This window comes from Streptomyces sp. XY431 (assembly GCF_001279805.1).
GTDB classification, from domain to species: domain Bacteria; phylum Actinomycetota; class Actinomycetes; order Streptomycetales; family Streptomycetaceae; genus Kitasatospora; species Kitasatospora purpeofusca.
The window spans coordinates 1-19,181 of sequence record NZ_LGDO01000077.1 but is presented as its reverse complement, the minus strand read 5'-3'; the positions used below and the strand labels follow the sequence as shown (position 1 = coordinate 19,181).

Here is a 19,181-nt window from a genome sequence, read left to right as displayed (position 1 = left end):
GGCGCGGCGCCCCGTGCGCCCCCCCTCCCCCCCCCCCCGGCCGCCCCCCCCCGCCTTTCCCCCCCCCCCCCCCCGCCGCTCTCCGACCACCGCAGCAGCAGCCCGCGGACCGACCGGTGCACGGTGGCGCCGCACACCACGACCGCGACCGCCCCCGAGGGGAGCAGCAGCAGCCATTTGACCGTGGCGAACGCGGCCGCCGCGGCGAACGGCGCGTCCCCACCCGTCGGTCCGGGACCGGCCCCGCCCAGTCCGGCGTCCAGCAGGACGTCCTCGGCCAGGTCGCAGGCGCCGGCCAGCACGCCCGCCAGGCCGGCGGCCAGTGCCGCCGACCGCCAGTGCGCCCGGGTGAACACATGGGTCCCGAGCAGCCCGGCCGCCGCGAGGGTGACGGTGCAGCCGCCGATCAGCCAGAGGTCGGCGTCCAGCGCGGCACGGAACTCCGGGGCCCGCCCGGCGATCACGGCCTCGGCGGCGGACCGGGAGCCGGCGAGTTGCAGCCGGACGTCCCTGGCGCCCTGGCCGGCGGCCGTCCGCCGTGCGTACAGCAGCCGTCCGAGCACGGCCGGCACCGGCACCGCGAGCCCGAGCAGCAGCCCGCCCCAGGCGGGCACCCTGCGCGCCGCCCTGTCCTCGACCGTCACACCGATCCACCCCTCTCCACCACCGCACCACCACCCGACCCCGGGGACGCACCCCGCGCCCCGCGCCCCGCGCCCACCCCGACCCTGTCCTGATCCCGGACCCTGTCCTGATCCCAGGCTCTGTCCTGATCCCGTCCTGATCCCGCGGACCCGCAGCCGGTAGGGGCGTCACCGCCTTCCTGCCCCGTCGAGCCCCACCCCGAGCATGGATTCACTCGAATGAGTAAGGAGTGCGCTCCCGGGGTAGATGACCGTTTCATCCCACCTACGAGACCCCGCGTGTCCGCCCGGCAAGATCGCCCCGGCCATGTCGCGTCGGACGTATTGTCAGGCGACCGGAGCCGGGCCTACGGTCGACGCACCAACTTTCTACGCACGTAGACATCCACCGCAGGCAGCACCGCCCGCCGACCCTCGGACCGCGGGCCCGCCCCCGGACGGGCCGCGGAGTTGCGGAGGTACCCATGTCGCAGATCGTCCGTGCCGCCCTCGTCCAGACCCGCTGGACCGGCGACCAGGAGAGCATGATCGCCCTCCACGAGCGCTACGCCCGCGAGGCGGCGGCGCAGGGCGCGAAGATCCTCGGCTTCCAGGAGGTCTTCAACTCCCCGTACTTCTGCCAGGTGCAGGACCCGGAGCACTACCGCTGGGCCGAGCCCGTCCCCGACGGCCCCACCGTGCGGCGGATGCGCGAACTCGCCCGTGAGCTCGGCCTCGTCCTGGTCGTCCCCGTCTACGAGGAGGACCAGCCCGGGATCTACTACAACACCGCCGCCGTGATCGACGCCGACGGCAGCTACCTCGGCAAGTACCGCAAGCACCACATCCCGCAGGTCAAGGGCTTCTGGGAGAAGTACTACTTCAAGCCCGGCAACCTCGGCTGGCCGGTGTTCGACACCGCGGTCGGCAAGGTCGGTGTGTACATCTGTTACGACCGGCACTTCCCCGAGGGCTGGCGCGCCCTGGGCCTGGGCGGCGCGCAGATCGTCTACAACCCCTCCGCCACCAGCCGCAGCCTCTCCGCCTACCTGTGGCAGCTCGAACAGCCCGCCGCCGCCGTCGCCAACGCCTACTACGTGGCCGCCATCAACCGCGTCGGCACCGAGGAGTACGGCGACAACGACTTCTACGGCAGCTCCTACTTCGTCGACCCGCGCGGCCGGTTCGTCGGCGAGGTGGCCTCCGACAAGGAGGAGGAGCTGGTCGTGCGCGACCTCGACCTCGACGTCATCGAAGAGGTCCGCCAGCAGTGGGCGTTCTACCGCGACCGCCGCCCGGAGGCGTACGGACCACTGACCGAGGCGTGACGGAGAGGGGCACCACCACACCATGACCAGCACCCCGAGCACCACCCCCGGCAGCGCCCCCGCCACCGGCACGGCCACCGCCCGGACCGGTCGCACCGCCATCCGCGGCGGCCTCGTCGTCACCGCCACCGAGGAACTGCGCGCCGACGTCCTCATCGAGGGCGAACGGATCGCCGCCCTCGCCGCCACCGGCAGCGAGGCCGCCCTCTCCTGGACCGCGGACACCGTGATCGACGCCGACGGCCACTACGTCGTCCCCGGCGGCGTCGACGCCCACACCCACATGGAGCTGCCGTTCGGCGGCACCCACGCCTCCGACACCTTCGAGACCGGCACCCGCGCCGCCGCCTGGGGCGGCACCACCACCATCGTCGACTTCGCCGTCCAGTCGGTCGGCGGCAGCCTGCGCGAGGGCCTGGACACCTGGCACGCCAAGGCCGAGGGCAACTGCGCGATCGACTACGCCTTCCACACCATCGTCTCCGACGTCACCGACGCCGTCCTCAAGGAGATGGACACCCTCGTCGACTCCGGCGAATCCACCTCCTTCAAGCTGTTCATGGCCTACCCGGGCGTCTTCTACAGCGACGACGGGCGCATCCTGCGCGCCATGCAACGCGGCGCCTCCAACGGCGGGTTGACCATGATGCACGCCGAGAACGGCATCGCCATCGACGTCCTCGTCGAACAGGCCCTCGCCGCCGGCCGCACCGCGCCCCGCTACCACGGCGAGGTCCGCCGCGAACTGCTGGAGGCCGAGGCCACCCACCGGGCGATCAAGCTCGCCCAGGTCGCCGGCAGCCCCCTGTACGTGGTCCACGTCTCCGCCGCCTCCGCGCTCGCCGAACTCGCCCGCGCCCGTGACGAAGGGCTCCCCGTCTTCGGCGAGACCTGCCCGCAGTACCTCTTCCTCTCCACCGACAACCTCGCCGAGGAGGGCACCGACGGCTTCGAGGGCGCCAAGTACGTGTGCAGCACGCCGCTTCGGCCCCGCGAGCACCAGGAGGCGCTCTGGCGCGGGCTGCGCACCAACGACCTCCAGGTGGTCTCCACCGACCACTGCCCGTTCTGCTACACGGGCCAGAAGGAACTCGGCCGCGGCGACTTCTCGAAGATCCCCAACGGCCTTCCCGGCGTGGAGAACCGGATGGACCTCCTCCACCAGGCCGTGGTCGACGGGCGGATCAGCCGCCGTCGCTGGATCGAGATCGCCTGCACCACCCCGGCCCGGATGTTCGGCCTGCACCCGCGCAAGGGCACCCTCGCCCCCGGGGCCGACGCGGACGTGGTCGTCTACGACCCGAACGCCGTCCAGACCGTCTCCGCCGCGACCCACCACATGAACGTCGACTACTCGGCGTACGAGGGGCGCACCCTCACCGGCCGCGCCCGCACCGTGCTCTCGCGGGGCACCGTGGTGCTCGACCGGGGCACCTGGCTGGGCCGGGCCGGCCACGGCGCCTTCCTGCGCCGCGACACCTGCCAGTACCTCGACTGAGCCGCCGCCCCGGCCGGCCGTCCCTCCCCGACCGGCCGGGACCTCCCGCCCGGTCCACCCCTCCCGCCCGGCCGCCTCTCCCTACCGCACCCCCGACCAACTCCCGGAGCCCGCCTTGGACATCGGCCTCGTCCTGCAGACCGACCCGCCCGCCCGCCTGCTCATCGATCGCATGATCCGCGCCGAGCGGGCCGGCTTCAGCCACGGCTGGACCTTCGACTCCTGCGTCCTGTGGCAGGAACCCTTCGTCATCTACAGCCGGATCCTCGCCGAGACCAGCACCCTCACCGTCGGCCCCATGGTCACCAACCCCTCCACCCGCACCTGGGAGGTCACCGCCTCCCTCTTCGCCACGCTCAACGACATGTTCGGCAACCGCACCGTCTGCGGCATCGGCCGCGGCGACTCCGCGATGCGGGTCGCCGGTCGCAAGCCCGCCACCCTCGACCGGCTCTCCCACGCCATGCACGCCGTCAAGGAGTTGGCCGAAGGGCGGACCGCCGAGGTCGACGGCACCGAGATGCACCTGCCCTGGGTCGGCGAGGGCGCGCGCCTGCCGATCTGGATGGGCGCCTACGGCCCCAAGGCCCTCGATCTGACGGGCCGTCAGGCCGATGGCTTCATCCTCCAACTCGCCGACCCGTTCCTCACCGAGTACATGGTCAAGGCCGTCCGCCGGGCCGCCGCCGAGGCCGGCCGCGACCCCGAGTCGCTCACCGTCTGCGTCGCCGCCCCCGCCTATGTGACCGTCGACGACTCCCCGGCCGCCCTTGCCCACGCCCGCGAGCAGTGCCGTTGGTTCGGCGGCATGGTCGGCAACCACGTCGCCGAACTCGTCCGGCACTACGGCGAGCACTCCGGCCTCGTCCCCGACGCCCTCACCGCCTACATCAAGGACCGCCAGGGCTACGACTACAGCCACCACGGCCGCGCCGGGAACCCCGACACCGCCTTCGTCCCCGACGGGATCGTCGACCGCTTCTGCGTCATCGGCCCGGTGGAGACCCACCTCGCCCGCCTCGAACAGCTCCGCGGCCTGGGTGTCGACCAGTTCGCCATCTACGCCATGCACGACGCCGTCGAAACCACCATCGACGCCTACGGCACGGACATCATCCCCGTACTGGGCGCCTGACCGATTCCGGAGCCGTCGCCGGAGCCTCGCCGGAGCGGTCCCCGGAGTCGTCCCCCGAGCGAGTCCGGAGCAGGGCCGGCACTCCTCCGACGGCTCAACGGCCGCCGAACCGGCGGCGTTTGGAAGCCTTGCTCCACCCGCTCACGGTCCCGTCCGCCGGCGGCGGTCCGCCCCGGGGCGACGGCACCGGGCGGTCCGCCGGGCGGTGGATCAGCGTGAGTCCCTCGTGGTCCACCGGCTGCCACCGGTGTTCGTGGGTCGCGAAGGCGAAGCCCTGCTCGGTGTCCGTGCTGTACGTGAGGACGGCCCGCCCCCGGCCCCGGTACGCCCGCACCTCCTCCCACAGCACCTCACGGATCCGCGCCGACGGATCGCCGACGAAGACGCCCGGCGAGATCTCGGTGAGCCACCTGGTCAGCAGCCCCCGCAGCCCGACCGGGCAGTCCGCGAGCACCAGGGTGATCACCGGACCGCCTCGGCACCGTGGTTGCGGCCGCCGAGCAGCATGCCGTCGTGGTCGTCGTGCAGCAGCACGACGTCCTCCTCCGGAGTATCCGGGCCGTCCGGGCCGTCCGGGCCGTCCGCCTCGCGTGCCTCGCCCGCCTCGCCCGCGCCGGCCTGCCGGTACGGCGCGAGCAGGCCCCGGACGTCCGCGACCACCCGCTCCAGCAGCCTGCCCGCGCGGATCCGCTCGCGCAACGCCCGCCTGGTCCGCCCGGCCACGTCCTCCGGCCCCTCCGCCGCCGCGTCGAACGCCGCCGGGATGCCGAACTCCACCTTGTAGAGGTCCGCGACGTCCAGCACGAACGACCGCTCGTGCCCCGAGTGCACGAAGCCCAGCGAGGGCGAGCACCCCAGTGCGACGACCACCGAGTGCGCGACCCCGTACAGGCACTGCGCGGCCGCCGTCACCGCCTGGTTCGGCGCGTCGCCCGCCGCGAAGTCCCCCGGATCGTACGTGCGCCGCACCCAGCGCACACCCGTCCGGGCGGCCTCCGCGCGGTACACCTCCTTGACCCGGGTACCCTCGCCGCCCAGCAACTCCCGCCGGGTCATCCCCGCCGGATCCGCGTCCGGGAACCGCAGCCGGTACATCTCCCGCGCCACGTCCAGCCGGTGGCGCCGGTTCGCCCACGCCGTCGCCTGCGCCTCCACCAGCCCCGCCGACCGGGTCAGCGCCCGCCCGCCCGCGTAGTACCGCACGCCCTGCTCGCCCACCCACACCACACCGGCGCCGGACTCGCCGAGCACGCTCATCGCCTGGTGCGTCACCCGGGTCCCCGGCCCGAGCAGCAGCACCCCGATCGTCGCCGAGGGGATGTACCGGACGCCGGACTCGTCGGTGGCGGTGATCGCGTTGTCCTCGCGGTGGATCGTGCAGCGCTCCAGATAGAGGAACGAGACCCGGTCGCCGATCCGGGTCAGCTCGCGGGGAGAGGAGACCGGCCTGCGCGCCGGAGTCGTGGCCACCCCGTCACCCCCGCACCGGCGCGAGCGTCATCAGCCCGCACCCGTAGGCCTTCGCCTTGCCCAGCCCGGCGGTGAGGGTGCGGCGCAGCGCGTCCGGATCGGTCACCCGCAGGCGGCCGTCGTAGGTCGCGGTCACCAGGCTGACCGTGCGGCGGCCGGCCTTCACCCGGTCGTTCTTGCCGAACGACACCGCTTGCTGCCGGTGGACCACGAGTTCGTGCTCGTCCCCCTCCGGCAGCAGCCGCCGCTCCGGCGCCTTCTCGACGACGGTGAAGCCGGACCGCTGCTGCTGCTTCAACAGCCAGGCCGCCTGGTGCCGTTGGGTGAGGTGCGCGGTGCGTTTGGTCGGCTCGTCCGGGTTGCGGCGGATGCTGTGGACGGGATTGGCGGTCAGCCGGAACGCGAAGGTCGAACCGGCGGCGATACCGGCCAGGAACGCGCCGTAGTCGAAGGTCTGCCAGCCGCCGGTGGTCGGCCAACCGGCCTGCTCCACCAGGTGGGTGAGGTCCGGGCGCTGCGGTCCCACCAGGTAGAGGAGCACCTCGGAACGGGAGTTGTGGTCGATCCGCCAGAGCACGCGGGGCGCCGACCCGGATGCCGCCGACGGGTTCGACTGCGGCGGTTCGGCGAACGAGGCCATCACGGCACCGTGCAGGAGCTGGGGCGAGGAGAGCAGCCGCCGGGCCCCGGCCCGGGCGGTGTTGACGCGAAAGCGGGTGAGGAACATGTCAGTCCGATTCCGGTTCCAGGGGGTTCAGGTGGGCCGTTGGATCGTGATCGGCCTCCGCCGTAGGCGCGTTGACGACGAAGGAGACCACCCCGCGCAGCGCGTACCGGCGGTGCCGGGGGTCGAAGCTCAGCGGGAGGTCGCGCAGCAGGTCCGCCCGGGGCTGTTCCCCCGGCTCGGCGTCGGCCTGGACGGGCAGCGCCACGGACGCCGCGTGGTGGCGCCGCCGGTACCAGGGCGCCGCCTGCCAGGGCTCCCGCTCCAGCACCGATCGCAGCCCCGCCCCCGACCGGACACCCAGGTCGACCGGCCCGCTCGGCGGGCACGAGCGGCGGCCCAGGTACGGCAGGTGCACCGGTGCGCGCAGTGCCGCCGCCAACGCGTCGACCGTCGCGTCCGGCCCCTCCACCGCGGCCACGAACACCGCGTCCGCGAGGTAGAACCGCTCGGACAGCGGCATAGGCTTCTCCGTGTCCCCGTGGTGGGCCGTCTGGAGGTCCCGGACCCGGGTGCCCGGCTGGTCGGTGCGGACCGCGAACCGCAGCGCCGCCAGGTCTGCCAGGTCGTCGCCCCGGTCCCGGCCGAGCGCTCCCGCGAGCATCCCCAGCACCCCGCTCTTCGTGGGCGCCGGCTCGGTGGTCCGCCGGACGAACCGCGCGGCGACCCCCCAGGACTGGAGCGGCCCGGCCAGCCGCAGCAGCAGCACGCTCACCCGGCCGACCCCGCCAGCCGCTTCGCCACCGCCGAACCGATCGCGCCGACCAGCTCGCCGAGCCCCACCTCGGTGCCGAGCCCGGAGAGCGCGGACGTCCGCTCGCCGACCCGGAGCACCCAGCTGTCCTCGGTCGCCGCACCGAACGCCTTCTCCACCTCGGGCACGTACGCGGCCAACGCCGCGCAGGCGCCCGCGACATGGCCACCGGTGAGACCGTCGCCACCTGCCTGCACGGCCTCCTCGAACGCCCCGGCGAAGCTGATCGGCCGGGCCGAGCGGAGCTTGACGACCACCGCGTCCGGGAGGGTCTGGTTGGCGAAGGTGTTGATCTTGCCGGTGGGGATCGACATCACGAACGCCTCGACGAACGCCTCCACCGCACGCCGGACCGGCTCCGCCGCCGACTCCTCCGCGCGCAGCCCGTCCCCGAGGTTCGCCCGCAGCCGGTCCACGTCCACCGCCGCATAGCGGTACAGCGTCGCCGAGTTGAAGTCGACCGTGCCGATCATGCCGGCCCCGGGCTCGTCCTCGGACCGCTGATCGTCCACGGCCGTGTAGTAGTCCGACTCGATCTCCACCGCGTGCACGCTGATCGCATGGGCCACCTGTGCGGCGGCGTCCACATTGATGTCCGAGGCGTCCGCGACCATCCGGCCGAACAGCGCGATGTCCACCGAGTGGCGGGTGTTCGCCGCCTCGCGGGCGCGGGCCTTGTTCTCCTTGCCCTTGAAGAACTCCTTCAGTTCGCCCGACCCCTTCGACCCGCCGGACTCCTTCAGCCCCTTGGCGGCGAGCGCGGCCAGGGCGTCCAACTGCCGACTGCTGAGGAACATCAGGTACGACGACTCGGGCGCCGGATCGTCACCGTCGCCCTTTGCCTTCCGCGCCGGCGGAGCCACCTTGGCGCCCGTCGCGGCCGTGATCGTGTCGGCCGCCGCCTGCCAGGCCGCCGCCTCCTCCAGCCCCACCCCCAGCGCGGTGATCCGCGCCGCCAGCAGCTCCGCCACCTTCTTGGTGCGCACCCCGAGCTCGGCCGGGTCCAGCAGCCCGTCGAACGCCCTGCGGGTCGCCCGCTTCCACGCCTGACTGGACACCCGGGCCCGCCGAACACCGCCGTACACCGCCGACTTGGGCGAGCCGGTGTCGTCCCGGTTGAGGTTGCTCGGCGGCACGGTCTGCAGGATGTGGACGTCCAGGATGGTGCGGCTGGTCACGATTGGTCCTTGTCGGTGTAGGGATCGGTGTCGGTGTCGGTGTGCTCGATGCTGTGGCCGGCGTGTGCTTCGCCTGCGCTCGTCGGCCGCCGGTACGCGTGGAAGCTCCGCCCCCAGGCCCGGTTCACCTCGCCCCGCCCGGCCGGCCGTTGCCACCGGTACAGTTGGTCGGCGAGCACCCCGTAGTCCAGCGGGACGGCCTCCCGGCGCAGCAGCACGACGAGCTCCCGCAGCCGCTGCGCGAGAATGTCGAAGGTGGGCGCCGCACCGGCCCGGACGAACCGCTTCCGCAGCGGCTCGTCGATATCTTCCGAAGGCATCAACTGCCTTACTGCACCGCCCAACTGATGGCCGCTGATGCGGTGCATCCCGGCGTCGCGGTGCGACTGCTGGTGCAGCGACCAGAGGGTGACCGCCGTGTGCATCGCGTTCTCGGCCAGGGCGTCCGAGGGTCCGGTCCGACCCTGCGGATACAGCCGCTCCAGGCCGGTCAGACCCCACAGCTCGGGCAGCGCGTCGATCGGCCGGCCCGCGCCACGCCGGATCTGCGCGACCCGGGCGACGGCGGCGGACTCGTCGGCGCGGTAGCCGCGCTGCAGTTGGCCGATGTGGTCGCGGGTCGCCGCGCCCGCCCGCCCGAGAGCGGGGAGCCGGGGGGACGGTACGGGGTCGAGGGTCATCGCTCTTCGCTCTCCAGGGAGTTGTCTTGGTTCCCGGCAGGGTCCTCCGGAGCGTTCGGATTGGGGAACGCCCTGGCCAGCACGAAGCCGAACCGCCGGAACGCGAGGGCGTCGTTGAGCCAGACTCGGCCACTCCGGCCGGTCACCACCCGGCCCTCCCGGGCCGCTTGCGGGGCGGTGTCCACCAACTCGGTGCCCAGTGCAAACAGGATGCTGCGGGCCCGCCGTTGCCAGTCCGCCAGCGCCTGCTCGGGGTCGGCCCGCAGACCCAACTCCCTGAGCCAGAGCCGGAACGAGACGTCCAGGTCGGCGTAGCCGCGCTCGGCGGCCACCGCTTTCGGCCCGTCGGCCGCCGCACCGGCGGCATCCGCGAGGTCGGCCGCCAGCTGGACGACCGCCTGCACACCGTGCTCCGAGTGCTCCACCGCAGTCACGGCCTGTCGTCCGTAGCGCTGGTCCCCCTCGTGCATCAGGATCACCGCCATGGCGACGCCGTCGTCCACCACCTCGTCGAACACCGACTGCTGTGTCCCGTACACCGCGCCGATCGTCCGGGCGCGGATCAGGCGCCCGCGCTCCAGCGCTCGCTCCGTGGTCAGCCGGGCCACCCACTCCAGCACCAACGGGCTCAGGTACTCCGCTGGTTCACCGGGCTTCGCGGCCTTCGATGCGGTCTCCTTCTGCAAAAGTGCGGGCAGACCGCGCCATGCCGAACGTGCCGGATCGTGCTGGCGGGGCAGGTACACCGGCACCCGGCCGAGCTTCTTCTCCTGGGGCCGACTGCGCCGCCAGCCGGTCAGCGGCTCGGTGAACCGGCGGTCGTGGGCCGCGAGCGGGTCCCCGTAGGACAGCACCGCCCCGGTCACCGCGCTCCCGTCGTGGTGCAGCCGGATCCGGCGGGACTGCCAGGTGTACAGGTCACGTGGCCCGGAGGGGCGTCGGGAGAGGTCCGCCGCCTCCGGGTCGGGTTCCGGTCCGTAAGGGCCGCGCCGCCAGGCCGGACGGTCGTCCTCGCGGAAGCGGGCCCCGGCGGTGTCCGCGGCCACCAGGTTGAGGAGGAGGGTCTCCCGCAGGTCGTCCCCTTCGGCGAGGACGCCACCGAGACCGCCCGCCCACCCCGTGCCCAGCGGGTACACCTTCCCGCCCTTCGCCCGACCGTCGCCCGCCGCGGCCGACTTGATTCCCGAGGTGTCGAAGGCGTGCGCGTGCACCAGCCAGCGCGCCGCCTCGGCGAAGGCGAGCCGGTGGACGGACGGCATCCGCATGGAGAAGAACGGGTCGCCGTTCGGCACATCGGCCACCAGCCGGTTCAGCGAGGCGACTTCGTCCTTCTCGGTGCGCAAATCCGGGACTTGGAAGAACGGGGTCTCCGGGTGAAGCAGGTCGAAGCGCTCACGGTGCCGGTCGAGGTAGCGGCCGACGACGGCGAAGGCGTCCGGGTCCTCCCACAGCTCCTCCCAATCCTCCAGTTCGGCGGGCCCGTCCACCGCGTCGTGCAGGATCGCCAGCAACAACCGCATCAGCGTGAACTCCTGCGTCGGCACGTCCCCGACCAGCCGGCGGACCGCGGCCGCTTCGCCGAACACCTCGCGCAGCGACAGCTCGGCGGTCGTCCCGTCCAGCCGCTGCACCGGCAGCCAAGGACGGGACACCAGGTCGAACGAGGGCACGTTCTTCACCAACCTCACCTCACGGGCTCCGGCCGGGTGCACCGACAGGCCGTCGATCGGGCTGTACTCCAGCTCGAAGCCCGCCAGTTCGGCCCGGCCGTGCTCGTCGAGCAGCAGCACCAGCTCGCCGTCGAGCTGCGGACACTCCTTGACCTGCCAGGCGGGGACGTACAACTGCTCCAGCTGCTTGATCGCCTTGTCGATCACCCAGGGCTTGGAGAAGTGGTAGGGGAGCCGCAGGCTGCTCGCGGCGAGGGCCTGGGCGGCGTTCCAGACGGGTACGGTCTCGATCGGCAGCGGCAGGCCGCCCCGGCCCCGGTCCAGCCAGGGGAGCGTGGTGAGACTGCCGTCGGGGTGGCGCATCGCGACCATCACCTCCAGACTCTCCTCGCCGTCCCGGACCTGGGCCTGGCCCGAACGGTGGTCGTCCACGTCACCCACCCCGGCGTCCAGCCACCCCACCAGCGACCGCCCCGGCCGCCGCACCTCGTCCAGCCGGTAGACCTCGGCACGGGCGGTCTGCGCGGCATCCGCGAGTCGCTGCTCCTCCGCCGCCTCCGCCATCACGCCGGACCAGGCGGAGGGGCCAAGCGGTTCGCTGCCGTAGGCGCGCTGCACGAGCGCGTTGATGTCGTCCGGGAGCGCCAGCGGGACCCCCTTCGCCAGGTGCGGCCACAGCACGGCGGCCGAGCGCAGCAGGTGGTGCCTGCCGTAGACGGACATCGACCCCTTCACCGGGCCCGGCAGCGTCTGCGCCGCCCAGTCGACGCCTGTGACCAGGCAGCGGGCCGTCCGCAAGCGCGCCGGCCGGGCGCTCTGCCCCTCGCCGCGCGGGTGGCGGTGCAGCCGGCCCATGCGCTGGAGCATGAGGTCCACCGGGCACAGGTCCGTGACCAGGAGATCGAAGTCGACGTCGAGCGACTGCTCGGCCACCTGGCTGGCGACGACGATGTGCGGCCCGCGCGGCCGGTCCCCGTCGGGGCCGAACCGGGCCAGCAGGTCGGTGTCCTTCCGGGCCCGGTCGAGGTCGACGAAGCGCGCGTGGGCGACGGTCACCGCCTCGTCCCCGAAGCGCTCCCGCAGCCGGTCGGCGGCCTCCAGGACCCGGTCGACCGTGTTGCGGACGACCAGCGCGCAGCCGCCGTCCGCGAGTTCGGTGGAGAGGCGGTCGGTGAGCACGGCGAGGTCGTCGTCCAGCGGTTCGAGGAGCACGGTGGTCCGACGGGCGGCGTCGGCCCCGGGGCGTCGGGTCAGGGGCGGATGCCCCGGGGCGACGGCGGTGAGCAGTGGATAGCCGGGTTCCTCCGTGGCCCCTTCGGCCTCGGTCGCGGTTCCGCAATAGGCCTGCACCAAGGCGCGCCGGGTTGCGGCCGGCAGCGTCGCCGACAGCATCACCACCGGCACCCGGTACGCGCCGAGCCAGGAGAGTACCCGCTCCAGGTAGGTGTTCATGTAGGCGTCGTTGGCGTGCACCTCGTCGATCACGACGACCTTGCCGGCGAGCGCGAGGTGGCGCAGCGCGAGATGCCGGTTCTTGAGGCCGGCGAACAGGACCTGGTCGATCGTGCCGACCGCGAAGGAGGCGAGCAGGCCCTTCTTGCGTCCGCGCAGCCACTGGTGGGCGATCAGCCCGGCGTTCTTCCGCCGTGCACGGTGCCCGGCCCCCTGTGACCCGTCCGTGTCCACGGCCACGATGCGGCGCCGGTCGGCGGCCATCATGCCCGCGTACTCGTCGTTGAGCGCGGCCTTCGCATGGGCGAGGAAGACCGTCCGATCCCCGTCCGCGGGCAGGTGGTTCAGCCATGCGGTGAGACGGGGGAACATCGCGTTGGCGGTCGCGCGGGTCGGCAGCGCGACGTAGCACCCGCCGGCGCCGGTCCGGGCGGCGAAGACCTCGGCGACGGCGAGCGCGGCCTCCGTCTTCCCCTCGCCCATCGGCGCCTCGATCACCAGCAGCCCCGGCGCGGGGAGTTCGCGCGCCAGTTGGACGGCCTCCTCCTGGACTGGCCGCGGCCTCGCCCCGGCGGGCAGCTCGAAGCGGGCTTCGAGCAACTCCTGCGCCGCCAGTGGTGGATCCTCGGCCGCCCAGGCGGGCGGGAGTTTCAACCCGGCCCAGGCGGAACGGATCCGCTCCTCCTCCGAACGGGGGTGCTCCTCCGGGAAGTAGGGGAAGAGATCGGGGTTGCTGGCGATCCAGTCGGCCATGATGACGATGCCGGTCAGCAGCACCTGGACGGGCTGCGGCAGCTTGGCGCCTTTGACGGCCTTCAGCAGCTCTGCGGCTCCGAGCACCTTCGTGCACGCGTCGAGCAGCTCGAACTGCACATCGCGCCACAGCTTTTCGCTCGCCCCGGGCGTGCGGATCAGGTCCTCGCGCAGTTCGAGGTCGTGTAACTGCCCGTGCCCCGGCGGCACTCCGTGGTGCCCGCCGACCACCACCGCCCATTGACTGGCGCTTCGGTACGCCCACCCATGCCGTTCCACCAGCCATTCCTGGAGGATCAGTTGACCGGCGAGCCCGTGCGGAGCGGTACGCCGGTCGTCCCCGTACTGCTTCGGATCGCGCATCGCCAGCCCGGCGGCCCGCATGGTCTCGGCGAGCCCGTCGACCTGACAGGCGAACGCGGGCGTGGCCTTGCCCACGTCGTGCGCGGTCGCCAACCACACGGCGAGCTCCCGTGCCAGAACCTGGCTTCCCCCGAGCGCATCGGCAATCAACTCCCGCACATTCCTCGGAAGCCAGCCGTCCCACAGCAGCCCCGCGACCGCCCCACTGTCCGCCATGTGCCGCCACAGCGGCATCCACCCGGAGGTGTCCCTGTCGGACTTGGCCCAGACGGTGCGAGCGGCATCGGAGAGGCGCGCGTGCAGTTCCGGACCGGTAGGCGTTCCAGTCACGCCGCCATTCAACAGGGCCTGCGGGCGGGCACTGATTGAACGATCGGTAGTGATCGGATCTGATTGATGCTGAATCTTGGCGGCAGTATCTGCCTGGCTGTCGGCCCTCTGTTCCACGGTCGGCCCGAGAGCCCGCAGCGGCAACTGCGACAACCACCACGGCAACCAGGCCAACGACACCGGGCCGGACCCCGACGTCAGCCCGGGCGCTCGCTCCCGCCCCGGCGGTCACGCAGAGGGCGAGCAGGCCGAGCAGTGTCAGCTCTCCTTGGCGGCTGAGACTGAACGGGACGGGCCAACCCCGCAGGCGCGGGGAACGGCAGGACACCGCTCACGCCGAAGTCGGAGTCGAGGGACCCGTCTTCGACAGGCCGAATGAGAGCCACTCGGCTTTGTCGAGCGGATCGCTGTCCGGGGTTCGCGCGCCGGGGACTGGTGGTGCCTGGATGGGTTGACTGTCCCGGGTGCCTCCGAGACTGCGACCCAGGCGGGCCTGGCGCTGGGCGCACTCGAGGGCTTCTCGGCCCTTCGTCAATCGCTCGTCGGCAGTCCCGCTTCGGCGCCCAGCAGGCCGAGCGTACGGCGCAGCGTCTCCCGCTCGGGGTCGGTCAACGAGGCGGTGAGTTCCTCGTCCAGCCGGTGTGCGAGCGCGGTGCAGTCGGCGAGCAGTTCCCGCCCGGCCTCGGTCAGTGCGAGTACCTGACGACGCCGGTCTGCCGGGTCGCGCACCCGGTCCACCGCACCGATCAGCTCCAGGTGGTCGGCCAGCGAGACGACCAGGCTGGGTGCCACCGCCATGATCCGGGCCAGCTCCAGTTGGGACGGTAGTGCGCCGGAGTCCAGCGCCACCATCAGGCCGACGTGTTTGGGCTTGAGCCCGAGCTCCGCCAGTGCGGTGGTGAACCGCGCCGTGACGACGCTGCCGAGGGTGCCGAGCCGGAAGACCACGGAGGTGGTCAGCGGCAGGGGGTTGACATCATTCACGCGGGAAACGCTAGCATGCACTAACCATTCAGGATTAGAACGATTCGAGGGCTGACTCAATGCTCCGTTCCATCGCCACCACTGGCCGAGGCATGCGCACCATGGTGATCGCCAACGCGTCCGGCACTGCGCTGTCCATGGCCTTCAGCGTTGTCGGCTTGCTCTCCCCGGGGCTGTTCCTGCCCGGCGGAACCGACCCGGTCACCCCGCTCACCGACTTGTACGCCCAGGCCTACGCGGCCCGGGCCCTGCCCCTCGGCGCAGCCCTGCTGCACCAGCTGCTGATCAGCCGGACCGGCCGCGGCCTCGTACCGCTTCTGCTGGTCGCCGGCGCCGTCCAGGTGGCCGACGCGGCCATCGGCGCCTCCTCCCACAACCCCGGGATGACCGCCGGCGGCACCGTACTCGCCGCCCTCCACCTGGGCCTCGCTGCCCGCCTCGCCCGCTCTGCCCACGGCGCCGGCTCCAACGGCATCCCCGCTGCGGAAGCGGCCTGACGGGGAGTGGTGGCGAACCAGCCCCGAAGGGATCCGTGTCGCCGGCGTCCGGCCTCCCCGAACGTTTACCGATCTCATCTCGTGGCCAATCGGGGCAGTCGAAGACATTGCTTCGAACGTGTTGCGTAGCGCCTCCTGAATCATGCTTGCCGTCAATCCAGTTGTGCGGCTGGTGCATCCCGATCTCGCTGTCCGTCCCGCTCTCAAATGACCTGCCCAATGCAAGGGACCAACCCCGCATGCGCGGGGAGCAGTGCCCGCCTTACGCGGTACCTCGATCCACACGGGGACCAACCCCGCATGCGCGGGGAGCAGGCGAAGCCGAACGGGACCTTGGTCGCCTGATCGGGACCAACCCCGCATGCGCGGGGAGCAGACCATGCCCAAGTCGTTCAGCGTCGCCCTGGCGGGACCAACCCCGCATGCGCGGGGAGCAGGCCCACGGACAGGCGCGAGGAGGTGACCCCCTGGGACCAACCCCGCATGCGCGGGGAGCAGCAGACGAAAACCCCGATCGGGTTTGTCCGGAAGGGACCAACCCCGCATGCGCGGGGAGCAGTGAATTCATGTGTTTCCCTTGGTAATTGATTCGGGACCAACCCCGCATGCGCGGGGAGCAGGCGGCACGGCGCGGGTTCTGGTGCACCGTCTGGGGGCCAACCCCGCATGCGCGGGGAGCAGGGGCCGTGGGCCGCGATGCCCTGCGCGGTGTGGGGACCAACCCCGCATGCGCGGGGAGCAGCCGGCCCAGGGGTCCGGGCCGGGGCCGCGCGGGGGGACCAACCCCGCATGCGCGGGGAGCAGCCGGACCAGATCTCCAGACCGCCGCTGACCGTGGGACCAACCCCGCATGCGCGGGGAGCAGAGGCCGACGACCGGGCTCGTGACGATCCCGCCGGGACCAACCCCGCATGCGCGGGGAGCAGGGCAACAACGACAAGACCGGCTGGTCCGCGACGGGACCAACCCCGCATGCGCGGGGAGCAGTCCGAAAAGCGCGGCGGGACCTGGCGCGCTCGGGGACCAACCCCGCATGCGCGGGGAGCAGAACGGCCCCGTCCTGCATTTCAACTCGGCCGCGGGACCAACCCCGCATGCGCGGGGAGCAGCCGATCAGCACTGCCTCGACGGCGTTGTCACCGGGACCAACCCCGCATGCGCGGGGAGCAGGGCGAGCACCGCCTCACCTGGCCCGACTGCGCGGGACCAACCCCGCATGCGCGGGGAGCAGTCGCTGAGTGAACTCCCGCTGGACCACGGCGAGGGACCAACCCCGCATGCACGGGGAGCAGGACAGGCCGGCGCTCGGCAACCACCCATAGCTGGGACCAACCCCGCATGCGCGGGGAGCAGCGCGAAATGAAGATCGCAAAGAGGGTCGCGCAGGGACCAACCCCGCAGGCGCGGGGAGCAGAAGTGCCGTACGGCGGTGCGGCGCTCCGAGGGGGGACCAACCCCGCAGGCGCGGGGAGCAGTCTTCAGCCGGCCTTCGAGCGGTCCGGCTCCGGGGACCAACCCCGCAGGCGCGGGGAGCAGCACCGGACCATCGCCTACGGCGCGGACGAGGAGGGACCAACCCCGCAGGCGCGGGGAGCAGAGTTCGTGACCTGGGGCGTGGTCACGGATGGGTGGCGTTTTGTGCAACTTCCTTTGATTCGGGCAATCTTCGCATTCCTTTCGCTGCCGCAAGGCTATCGGTGAGCGGTGTGCGGAGGGTGTTCACCCTGCCAGGCCCCGTGCGGCTACCGCCGATAGATGACACATACCGACGATGACTGTCACCATGATTGCTTGGGAGTTCGTGCGCTCCACCACCCAACGGCCTGCGGTCTGGATCGGAGTTTTCGCGCCGTGCGGGGCGATGCGGGCCTCGATCCCGCGGGCGGCCAGGTCGTCGTGGAGCATGCGGTATCCGTATCCGTATCCGTATCCGTATCCGTATCCGGCGTCCAGGGCCAGGCTCGGGTGCTCCGGCAGCGGTCCAAGGGCCGACTCCAGTGCGTCGTATCGGTCGAGGGCGGCGGGTAGCAGGGTGTGGTCGCGAGTGTTGGCCTGCGCGGGTTCGGTGATCAGCGGTATGCCTGCTCCGTCGGTCAATTGCGAGCGTTTCAAGCTGAGTTTGGCCCGATCAACCGGGCGCCTGCCTGCACACTCGCCACCGGCAGGCGTCTTGAAGATGCAGCCGTCGGCGCTCAGGCGGTCGAGTTCGAGCAGTCGCAGGTCCTCCATCACGCCGGGCGCGATCCACTCGTCGCGGCGCCGGCCCAAGGTGGTGGCCGAGCAGTGCTTGTGCGAGGCTCGTTCGTATCCGCAGACGAAGGCCAGGACTTGCGCGAAGGCGACGGCACGGTGATCACCGTACGAGGCGTCGAGGGCGCATCCTCCGGATGGATGGCCGAACAGGGCGACACGGCGGCCGCGCGTATCGCCACGCGCGGCCGCCGCTGTGCATCCGACCAGGAGCAGCTCTCCGTGGAAGCGCTGCCGGGCCGCGGGCTCTCGAAGAGGTCCGGCTTCCGCCGGCGAACTTGTCCGGCCTCGCACGACGGCTTGCTTGCCCGCAGGTCGGGCGGCGCATGCTCGTTGGTTCAGCGGCCTGGCCTCACTGTGGGTTGTTAGGGTGGGGGCCGGTCGGGGATGGCTAAGGGGTGGGGGATCCATGGGTTCGCAAGACGGTAGTGACCGTGCGGGTTTCGGGTGCGTGGCGTGCTGCGCCGAGGACGCTGCGGTGGCGCGGGCGCACCACCGCAGTCGCGACGGGGTTCGGCTCGAGAGGATGATCCGGGACGACTCGCATTTCATCGTCTCCGTTCAGCGGTGCGGTCTGTGCTCGCAGGCCTTCGTGAGCGTGTTCACCGAGTACATCGACTGGGTCGCCTCGCAGGACGCGCAGTACCGCACCGTGCTGCCGATCACGGACACCGAGGCGGACGACCTGGTGGCGGGGCGGTTGAGCCCGCACCGGGTAGGTGCCCTGGGACACGGCCGCCGCCATCTGCAGAGCGACTGGCCGAGCGATGCCGAGGAGCCGTCCGTGTACTGGGACAGCGGCGTCTTCGAGGTCCGCGAGGGGCGCTGACCCGGACGGCGCGCTGCGGGCCTGTCGGTTGTGCATGTCGTTGTCGCCCCGCCGACGGGCGGGTTCGCTGACCGTCCGGGGGTCCGGGGGCCGGTGGCGCCGGAGTCGACGCCGGGCCTGTGGGCGGCCGCCGTGGTGCTGCGGGAGATCATGCCGGAAGCACGGCCACGTTCGTGCGGAAACGGCGGAACGGGTGCCCGGAGCGCGCACTCCCTGGCCGCGTGGAACGGGGCCGTCCGACTCGCGGTACGTGGCTTGAGGGGCATGTTCCCGACAATCAGGCGACACCCGTGCAGGGGTGTCCGTACCGTCCTGTACGAATGTGCCGACCAGATTCTGCTGACCATGCGTTCGAGCGCTGCTCGGAACTGGCAAAACAGCAGATCAGGGTGCTGACGGAATGCCATCTACCGGCAGTGGTCGCACCCCGGTGGTGTTGCGCGGGTTCGCCGTTGCTATGAGGCTCGGGTGTTCGGGGCTCGGCGGTGGTGGAAGGCGAGTTGGCGAGTTCCCGGTCGGCTCGGGGGCTACTGGGCCAGGCGGTCGATGGTGGCCAGAACGTTGGCCGGGCCGTCCTCGGTGGCGAGGGCGGTGGCGAGGGTGTGGGCGTGGGTGCGGTGGTGGGGGTTGTCGAGGGTTCGGCGGATGGCGGTGGCGAGGCGG

Annotated in this window: 13 protein-coding genes, 2 pseudogenes and 1 CRISPR repeat array; of the genes and pseudogenes, 5 read left to right on the top strand and 10 right to left on the bottom strand. The window is 72.1% G+C overall.

Going from position 1 to position 19,181, the window contains the following annotated elements; all coding sequences use genetic code 11:
* A pseudogene (locus tag ADK60_RS44700) lies at positions 1-644 on the bottom strand (hypothetical protein); the annotation flags it as partial.
* 464 nt (positions 645-1,108) lie between these two features.
* Between ADK60_RS44700 and ADK60_RS11130 the strand changes: the two are divergent.
* From ADK60_RS11130 to ADK60_RS11120, 3 genes are all read left to right on the top strand, one after another.
* Positions 1,109-1,951, top strand: a complete 843-nt coding sequence (locus tag ADK60_RS11130) for a nitrilase-related carbon-nitrogen hydrolase (RefSeq protein ID WP_045941534.1) — start codon at positions 1,109-1,111, stop codon at positions 1,949-1,951.
* Between the two features lie 22 nt (positions 1,952-1,973).
* On the top strand, positions 1,974-3,449 hold the full coding sequence (gene hydA, locus ADK60_RS11125) for a dihydropyrimidinase (RefSeq protein WP_079008242.1): 1,476 nt from the start codon (positions 1,974-1,976) through the stop codon (positions 3,447-3,449).
* A gap of 115 nt (positions 3,450-3,564) precedes the next feature.
* The gene (locus ADK60_RS11120) at positions 3,565-4,584 is read left to right on the top strand and encodes a TIGR03842 family LLM class F420-dependent oxidoreductase (protein WP_053645289.1); all 1,020 of its coding nucleotides are present in this window, start codon (positions 3,565-3,567) and stop codon (positions 4,582-4,584) included.
* 94 nt (positions 4,585-4,678) lie between these two features.
* On the opposite strand, the gene cas2e is transcribed toward ADK60_RS11120, so the two are convergent.
* From cas2e to ADK60_RS11080, 8 genes are all read right to left on the bottom strand, one after another.
* Entirely contained in the window at positions 4,679-5,050 is a 372-nt protein-coding gene (cas2e, locus tag ADK60_RS11115; protein ID WP_053645287.1) for a type I-E CRISPR-associated endoribonuclease Cas2e, read from the bottom strand.
* Positions 5,047-6,054 carry a type I-E CRISPR-associated endonuclease Cas1e gene (cas1e, locus tag ADK60_RS11110; RefSeq protein WP_053645286.1) on the bottom strand — a complete coding sequence of 336 codons (1,008 nt, stop codon included), beginning with the start codon at positions 6,052-6,054 and terminating at the stop codon, positions 5,047-5,049. The genes cas2e and cas1e overlap by 4 nt, the downstream gene beginning before the upstream one ends.
* A 4-nt stretch (positions 6,055-6,058) precedes the next feature.
* Positions 6,059-6,781 carry a type I-E CRISPR-associated protein Cas6/Cse3/CasE gene (gene cas6e / locus ADK60_RS11105; protein ID WP_053645284.1) on the bottom strand — a complete coding sequence of 241 codons (723 nt, stop codon included), beginning with the start codon at positions 6,779-6,781 and terminating at the stop codon, positions 6,059-6,061.
* Position 6,782: 1 nt separating this feature from the next.
* Positions 6,783-7,493 carry a type I-E CRISPR-associated protein Cas5/CasD gene (gene cas5e, locus ADK60_RS11100; RefSeq protein WP_045941539.1) on the bottom strand — a complete coding sequence of 237 codons (711 nt, stop codon included), beginning with the start codon at positions 7,491-7,493 and terminating at the stop codon, positions 6,783-6,785.
* Positions 7,490-8,713: a type I-E CRISPR-associated protein Cas7/Cse4/CasC gene (gene cas7e / locus ADK60_RS11095; RefSeq protein WP_199839643.1), complete on the bottom strand. Its 1,224-nt coding sequence runs from the start codon at positions 8,711-8,713 to the stop codon at positions 7,490-7,492. Before cas7e ends, cas5e begins: the two co-directional genes overlap by 4 nt.
* On the bottom strand, positions 8,707-9,390 hold the full coding sequence (casB, locus tag ADK60_RS11090) for a type I-E CRISPR-associated protein Cse2/CasB (protein ID WP_053645280.1): 684 nt from the start codon (positions 9,388-9,390) through the stop codon (positions 8,707-8,709). The genes cas7e and casB overlap by 7 nt, the downstream gene beginning before the upstream one ends.
* On the bottom strand, positions 9,387-13,958 hold the full coding sequence (casA, locus tag ADK60_RS11085; protein ID WP_053645277.1) for a type I-E CRISPR-associated protein Cse1/CasA: 4,572 nt from the start codon (positions 13,956-13,958) through the stop codon (positions 9,387-9,389). Before casA ends, casB begins: the two co-directional genes overlap by 4 nt.
* A 531-nt stretch (positions 13,959-14,489) precedes the next feature.
* Entirely contained in the window at positions 14,490-14,942 is a 453-nt protein-coding gene (locus ADK60_RS11080; RefSeq protein WP_053645276.1) for a MarR family winged helix-turn-helix transcriptional regulator, read from the bottom strand.
* Positions 14,943-15,001: 59 nt separating this feature from the next.
* On the opposite strand from ADK60_RS11080, the gene ADK60_RS11075 reads away from it, so the two are divergent.
* On the top strand, positions 15,002-15,439 hold the full coding sequence (locus tag ADK60_RS11075) for a hypothetical protein (protein ID WP_053645274.1): 438 nt from the start codon (positions 15,002-15,004) through the stop codon (positions 15,437-15,439).
* Positions 15,440-15,664: 225 nt separating this feature from the next.
* A CRISPR array of direct repeats spans positions 15,665-17,036; the repeat unit is 29 nt; unit sequence GGGACCAACCCCGCATGCGCGGGGAGCAG.
* 197 nt (positions 17,037-17,233) lie between these two features.
* Here the strand turns inward: ADK60_RS11075 and ADK60_RS11070 are convergent.
* Positions 17,234-17,770, bottom strand: a pseudogene (locus ADK60_RS11070) (transposase family protein); the annotation flags it as partial.
* 445 nt (positions 17,771-18,215) lie between these two features.
* On the opposite strand from ADK60_RS11070, the gene ADK60_RS11065 reads away from it, so the two are divergent.
* Positions 18,216-18,518, top strand: a complete 303-nt coding sequence (locus tag ADK60_RS11065; RefSeq protein WP_159400387.1) for a hypothetical protein — start codon at positions 18,216-18,218, stop codon at positions 18,516-18,518.
* Positions 18,519-19,181: the final 663 nt, after the last annotated feature.